This window comes from Streptomyces sp. NPDC058295 (assembly GCF_042880655.1).
Lineage (GTDB): Bacteria > Actinomycetota > Actinomycetes > Streptomycetales > Streptomycetaceae > Streptomyces > Streptomyces coriariae.
Genome location: NZ_JBHVYO010000011.1, coordinates 239,069 through 245,455, shown reverse-complemented (window position 1 = coordinate 245,455; position 6,387 = coordinate 239,069). Strand labels below are relative to the sequence as shown.

At 74.2% G+C, this 6,387-nt stretch carries 6 protein-coding genes; 1 reads left to right on the top strand and 5 read right to left on the bottom strand.

Going from position 1 to position 6,387, the window contains the following annotated elements:
- Positions 1-77 precede the first annotated feature (77 nt).
- Together ACFVYS_RS14955 and thrS are read right to left on the bottom strand one after the other, a co-directional pair.
- Positions 78-1,037, bottom strand: a complete 960-nt coding sequence (locus ACFVYS_RS14955; RefSeq protein WP_389502127.1) for a nucleoside hydrolase — start codon at positions 1,035-1,037, stop codon at positions 78-80.
- A gap of 57 nt (positions 1,038-1,094) precedes the next feature.
- Entirely contained in the window at positions 1,095-2,252 is a 1,158-nt protein-coding gene (gene thrS / locus ACFVYS_RS14950) for a threonine--tRNA ligase (RefSeq protein ID WP_389502145.1), read from the bottom strand.
- Between the two features lie 583 nt (positions 2,253-2,835).
- Here thrS and ACFVYS_RS14945 point away from each other — a divergent pair.
- Positions 2,836-3,621: a hypothetical protein gene (locus tag ACFVYS_RS14945; RefSeq protein WP_389502125.1), complete on the top strand. Its 786-nt coding sequence runs from the start codon at positions 2,836-2,838 to the stop codon at positions 3,619-3,621.
- Between the two features lie 42 nt (positions 3,622-3,663).
- Here the strand turns inward: ACFVYS_RS14945 and ACFVYS_RS14940 are convergent, their stop codons facing one another.
- The 3 genes from ACFVYS_RS14940 to ACFVYS_RS14930 form a co-directional block, all read right to left on the bottom strand.
- Positions 3,664-4,389, bottom strand: coding sequence for a GAF and ANTAR domain-containing protein (locus ACFVYS_RS14940; RefSeq protein ID WP_389502123.1), 726 nt, complete (start codon positions 4,387-4,389; stop codon positions 3,664-3,666).
- 94 nt (positions 4,390-4,483) lie between these two features.
- Entirely contained in the window at positions 4,484-5,284 is an 801-nt protein-coding gene (locus ACFVYS_RS14935; RefSeq protein ID WP_389502143.1) for a TIGR03943 family putative permease subunit, read from the bottom strand.
- Positions 5,281-6,315, bottom strand: coding sequence for a permease (locus ACFVYS_RS14930; protein WP_389502121.1), 1,035 nt, complete (start codon positions 6,313-6,315; stop codon positions 5,281-5,283). The genes ACFVYS_RS14935 and ACFVYS_RS14930 overlap by 4 nt, the downstream gene beginning before the upstream one ends.
- Between the last annotated feature and the right edge of the window lie 72 nt (positions 6,316-6,387).

Here is a 6,387-nt window from a genome sequence, read left to right as displayed (position 1 = left end):
GGCCCGGGGACCATGTCCCCGGGCCCGCGTTCTGCTTGAGGGGCTTGCGGAGCACGTGGAGCTTGAGGGGCTTGCGGCTAGGCCTCCACCGCCGTCAGCCACAGCTTCACGTAGCGCTCCACGTCCACGTCCAACCCCACGTCCACGAGGGTCTGTTCGCGCGCGCCCTCGTGGATCTCGGACTCGCCGGGACGCGGACGGCGGTCCACGACCGTCTGGCCACGGGCCGGGCCGGGGGCCAGCGAGACCTCCACCGGAAGGAGCTCGGTGGTCAGTCCCGCGGGGTCGACCACCGCGCACACCGCGCCCGCGTCGCCGAGGCCACCGGTGGGCGTGGGGTCGCCGGAGGTGGCCGGGTCGCGGTGGGCGAGCAGCTCGCCGGCCAGCCGGAGACGGGGCTCCGGGCTCGCCCGCAGCCGCGCCACGTCCGCCGCCGGCACCAGGACCCGCTTGAAGACGTCCAGCCCGTACATGGTGATCGGCACGCCCGCGGTGAGCAGGATCGCGGCCGCCTCCGGGTCGTGCCACACGTTGAACTCCGCGACCGGCGTGGCGTTCCCGGTCGTCACCGCGCCGCCCATGAAAACGATCCGCTCGATGTTGCGGGTCACCTCCGGATGGGTGCGCAGCAGCAGGGCGATGTTCGTCAGCGGGGCGGTGGGAACGAGGGTCACCGGGCGCGGGGAGGCGAGGATCTCCCGGCGCAGCAGCGTGACCGCGTCCACGTCGACCGCTCTGCGGGTCGGGGCGGGCAGACCGAGGTCGCCCATGCCGTCCTGGCCGTGCACATGGCTCGCCGTGCGGACCGGTTCGATCAGGGGGCGCTCGGCGCCCCGGGCGACCGGGATGTCCCCGGCGCCCGCGTACTCCAGCACGGTCAGCGTGTTGCGGACCACGCCGTCCACGTCCGTGTTCCCGGCCACGCACGTCACCGCCCGCACGTCCAGGCCGGGATGGCGTACCGCGAACAACAGGGCGAGGGCGTCGTCGACACCCGTGTCGCAGTCGATGATCACGGGGATGGGCTGCTCGGTCACCTCAGGGACTCCTTCCGCACCACGTTCGCCGTCACCACCGACCCTATGCGGGCGCGTTCACACCCACAGACCGGTCCCCCGGGCCGCCGCCCGCTCGCCGATCCGGCGGACCAGCTCGTCGGCGGGCAGCGCCCCCGGGCGGCGGCCGTCACGCAGCCGGACGGCGGCCAGGTCGCCTCGCGCCTCCCGCTCCCCGATCACCGCCTGGTAGGGCACCAGCCGCGCCGCCCGGACCCGCGCCCCCAGGCTGCCCCGGTCCGGCCCGGCGAGCTCCGCCCGGAGCCCTGCCGCCACCGCCCGCCGCACCAGCTCCGCCGCCTGTTCCTCCTGCGCCTCCGACACCGGCAGCACGGCCAGCTGGACCGGCGCCAGCCACACGGGGAACGCGCCGCCGTGTTCCTCGAGGAGATGCGCCACGGCCCGTTCCACGCTGCCGATGACACTGCGGTGCACCATCACCGGGCGGTGTTTCGCCCCGTCCGCGCCGATGTAGTGCAGGTCGAAGCGTTCGGGCTGGTGGAAGTCGATCTGGACGGTGGACAGGGTCGCCTCGCGGCCCGCGCGGTCGGTGATCTGGACGTCGATCTTCGGACCGTAGAACGCGGCCTCGCCCTCGACGGCCTCGTAGGCGATGCCCGTCTGTCGAAGGACCTCCCGGAGCAGGTCGGTGGCCCGCCGCCAGAGCTCCGGGTCGGCGACGTACTTACCGCCCTCGCCCGGCAGGGAGAGCCGGTACCGGGCCGCGCGGATCCCCAGGTCGGCATAGGCGCGGCCGATGAGTTCCAGGGCGGCCCGGGCCTCTTCGACGGCCTGCTCCAGGGTGCAGAAGATATGGGCGTCGTTGAGCTGAATGGCCCGTACGCGGGTCAGCCCGCCGAGCACACCGGACGGCTCGGAGCGGTACATGCCACCCAACTCGGCGATACGGAGAGGCAGTTCGCGGTAGCTGTGGGAGCGGGAACGGTAGATGAGCGCGTGGTGGGGACACAGGCTGGGGCGCAGCACGACCTGCTCGGCGCCCAGTTCCATCGGCGGGAACATGTCCTCGCTGTAGTGGTCCCAGTGACCGGAGATCTCGTACAGCTCGCGCTTGCCGAGGACCGGCGAGTACACGTGCCGGTAGCCGGCGGCGCGCTCGGCCTGCCGTACGTACTCCTCCAGGGCATGGCGGACGACCGCGCCGTCCGGCAGCCAGTACGGCAGGCCCGCGCCCATCAGGGGATCGGTGTCGAAGAGGCCGAGCTCACGGCCCAGGCGCCGGTGGTCATGGCCGGGGCCGTGCTCCGGGTCTTGGTGCTCCGGGTCTTGGTGCTTGGGGTCTTGGTGCTTCGGGTCGTGGTGCTTCGGGTCGTGGTTCCGGTCGTTCATGAGGGCTCCCTCGATCGGGGAGGGGCGAGGAGCCGGAGCACGTCGAAGCCCCGGGGCATCGCCCCGGGGCTGCGGACATCCAGTTCGTGGATCAGCGCGCCGGGACAGGGTCCGGCGTCGTCGTGAGGGACGGCTGGGCGCGCTTCATGCCGACGACCGTAGCAACGGGACCCCGCCCGCCACGATCCGTTTTCCCGCGTCGCCCACCCGGCCCGTCCGCCCCCGCCCTGCCCGTCCGCCGCCCCACCGGCCGCCCCAGCCCCGCCCGTCCACGGCCCCACCGGCCGCGCGTCCGCCGCCCCACCGGCCGCCCGCACCACCCGCCCGCACCAACGCCGGTAACCCGTACGGCCCGCCGCGCTGGTCGGCTCGTGGCACCGGTGTTGCCGTGAGAGGAGGCACCCGCGCGCACCCCTGGAGGCACCCCCCGATGGCCCGTCCCTCCCTCCTCGCCTCCACGCTCCTCCTCGTCACCGTCGCCACCCTCACCAGCGGCTGCGCCACCCTCGGTCTGGAGCACCCGCCGACCGCCGACCCGGCCACCCCCACCGTCGAGCGGTCGTCGGCCAGGCCCACCGCGCCGACCACCTCGCCCGACCTCACCGAGGCGCAGGCGCGCGCCGCCCTCATCACCGAAACCGACCTCGGCGCGCCCTGGACCCCGACCCGTGGCGCCGCAACCTGGCGGGACGGCATGCTCAAGGCGACCACCTCGGTCCCCGACTGCCAGAAGCTCCTCGACGCCCTCTACGCCGACGAGCTGCTCGGCGGCCCCGCCCGCGCGGTCGTCGGACTCGACGACCCGGACGCCGGCGCCCAGCTGCGCTACCAGCTCAGCGGCAGCCGTCCGGCGGACGTCGACGCCCGGCTGGCCTGGCTGAAGACGATGCCGCAGAAGTGCGCCCGGTTCACAGCCAAGGCGACCGGCGACGCCGTGCTGGACGCGCAGGTCTCCGAGCTGCCGCTGCCGGAGGTGGGCGACGTCCGCCAGGGCCTGCGCGTGACCCTGACGGTCTGGGCGACGGCCGAGGACAACCCCGGCGGCGATCCGACCGCCCTCACCCTGGACGTCGCCGCCGTCCGGGCCGGCGAGGACTCCTTCGCCCTCACCAACGGCGGCCTGAACGACGCGCCGAACGCGGCGACCCAGGCGGCCGTCCAGCTCGGCGTCCGGCGGCTGGCCGACATCAGACAGCAGGGGAAGGTGCAGGTCTGAAACCCAGGGGCAAGGGCCAGGCGAGTGCGCTCGGGTGCGGGGTCACAGGGGCGGGTCGTCGTCGAAGCGGGTCCGCAGCGCGACCACCTCGTGGGACAGTTCCAGCACCGTACGGCTCCTCGCGAAGGCGTGGCCGCGCAGCAGCGACAGCGCCTCGTCCGCGGCGACCCCGAGCTGGGCCATCACCATCCCTACGGCCCGGTACACATCGTCGTGGTCGGTGGCCAGCGGGCTGAGCCAGCGGCCGACGTCGTCCGGGTCGTCCGACTCGGACGACGGCAGCGCCACCAGCGCGTCCGTCACGACCTCGGCCACCACCCGCGCCCTGCCGACCTCCTCGGCGGCGAGCTCGCCGGGCACGTCCCGGTAGAGATCGAGGCTGCCCACGCACACCGCGCGGTCGCCCAGCGGCAGCGCGTACACCGACCGCACCCCGAGCGCCGCCGTCTGCTGGGCGAACACCGGCCAGCGGGAGGCGTCCCGGCTCGACATCAGATCCCGGGCGGAGACCACCGAACCGGTCTCGACCGCCTCGTAGCAGGGCCCGTCTCCCAGGCTGACCTGCATCTCCATCACACACGCGGCCCGCGCGTCGCTCGCGCTCAGCGGCACCGGGATTCCGTCGCCGCGCAGTGACATGCTCGCCCCGCTCACCGGCAACAGCTTCAGCACGGCGTCGCACAGCCGCTGCGGCACCTCCCGCGGACCGGCGCCGCGCGTCTCCTCGGCGATGACCCGGGCGACCCTGTCCCGATCCCGGTGGTCCATGGTCATCACCTGCCATCACCTGCGTCGACGGGCCGGCCTCACCTCCCGTGGTGCGCCGGGTACCCCTCCCGCTCGCCAGGAGAACCTGCCTCGGCTACGGCTTCTCGTACGGATCCGCCGGCTGCTTCACCTGCGTGACCTCGGCCGCGTCCAGGACCGGCGGCCAGGCCGCGTCGGAGCCGAGCGCGCCCTTCGGACGCCAGGCGCCGGTGACGGTGACCCAGGTGTCGGCGGGCAGGACGTCGTCGTCCGCGTTGCGGATCTCGACCTTGCCGGTGGTCGCGTCGGCGGCGCAGCAGGTCACGACGAGGCGGGTGACGTACCAGGTGCCGTCGTCGCCGTGGGTGACGAAGCCGGTCAGGCGGACGGTACGGCCCTTCAGCGAGCGTCCGCTGTCGTAGATCGCGCGCGAGCTGAACTCGGCGACCGTCAGCTCGACCGGGTTGCCCGCCGGGAGCGCCGGGAAGGCGCCGACGCCCTGCGCGGCCCGCTGGGCGGCCTCGCGGCCGGCGCTGTAGGAGCCGAGGGCCGGGGGCGGGAAGAGCAGGAGGGCGAGGGCGGGGAGCGTGAGCAGCCAGGCGACGCGGGGCCCGGCGGGGCCGTGGGAATGACCGACGTGACCGACGTGCCCGCCGTCGCCCTCGTGCCCTGTGTCCCCGTGGTGGACGTCCTCGTGGTGGACGTCCTCGTGGTGGACGTCCTCGTGAGGGTTGGGCGTGCGGTGGCGCAGGGCCGCCGTCGCGAGGCCCAGCAGCACCAGGGCGACCCCGGACACGATCAGGTAGGGCCGCAGGCCCGCCTGCACATAGCGCAGGTACAGATCGCCGAAGAGGGTGATCCGCAGGACCGCGCCGCCCGTCAGGAGGAGCAGCGCCGCCGGTCCGTACCGCCTCACAGCAGCCACCACCCCACGAGAACACTGGCGGCCACGGCCACCACCCAGGTCGCCGACGCGAACCGTACGGCGAAGGACCGGCCGAAGGTGCCCGCCTGGAGAGCGAGCAGCTTCAGGTCCACCATCGGGCCCACCACCATGAACGCCAGCCGTGCGGTGGGCGGGAAGGCGCTCAGGGAGGCGGCGACGAAGGCGTCGGCCTCGCTGCACACGCACAGCACGACGGCCAGCACGGCCAGCAGCGGCACCGCGAGCCAGGGCGACCCGGTGAAGAGGTCGAGGACCGAGCGCGGGACGGCGATGTTGAAGGTCGCCGCGGCCGCCGCGCCCAGCACCAGGAAGCCGCCCGCGTGCAGGAAGTCGTGCTGCAGTCCGGTGAGGAAGGCGCGGATGCCGGTGGCGTGGACCGACGGCGTGCCGCGCCCCGGGAGCCGCAGCCACTTCTCCTTCCCGAAGCGCGCCCACAGCCAGCCCATCAGCACGGCGGTGCCGAGCGAGGCGAGCAGCCGGGCCAGCACCATCTTCGGCTGGCCCGGGAAGGCGATGGAGGTCGCGACGAGCACGACCGGGTTGATCGCGGGCGCGGAGAGCAGGAAGGCGAGGGCGGCCGCCGGGGCGACCCCGCGCCGCATCAGGCTCCCGGCCACCGGCACGGAGGCGCACTCGCAGCCGGGCAGCACGGCCCCGGCGATACCGGCCACCGGCACGGCGAGCGCGGGGTTGCGCGGCAGGAGCCGCCGGAACACCCGCTCCGGCACGAACGCGCCGATCGCCGCCGAGACGACCGTACCGAGCAGCAGGAAGGGCACCCCCTGGACGGCGACGGCGGTGAGCACCGTCCACCAGGCGGCCACCGGCGGGGTGTAGAGGTCGAGCGCGAGCAGCGGCCCGAGAACGGACACGACGGTCGCGATGGCGACGAGCGCGGCACCGCCGAGCACGGCATACACGGACGCACGCACGACGACCCGGACGCCGTCGGCCACAGTCCGTTGATTCTCCACGCGGCGCACGCTAACGCCCCCGTCCATGAGAACGCTGTGACCTCGTCCTCCCCCTTCCGAGCGGTGGGCCGGGGGCGCAACCCCCAGGGACGGGAAGGG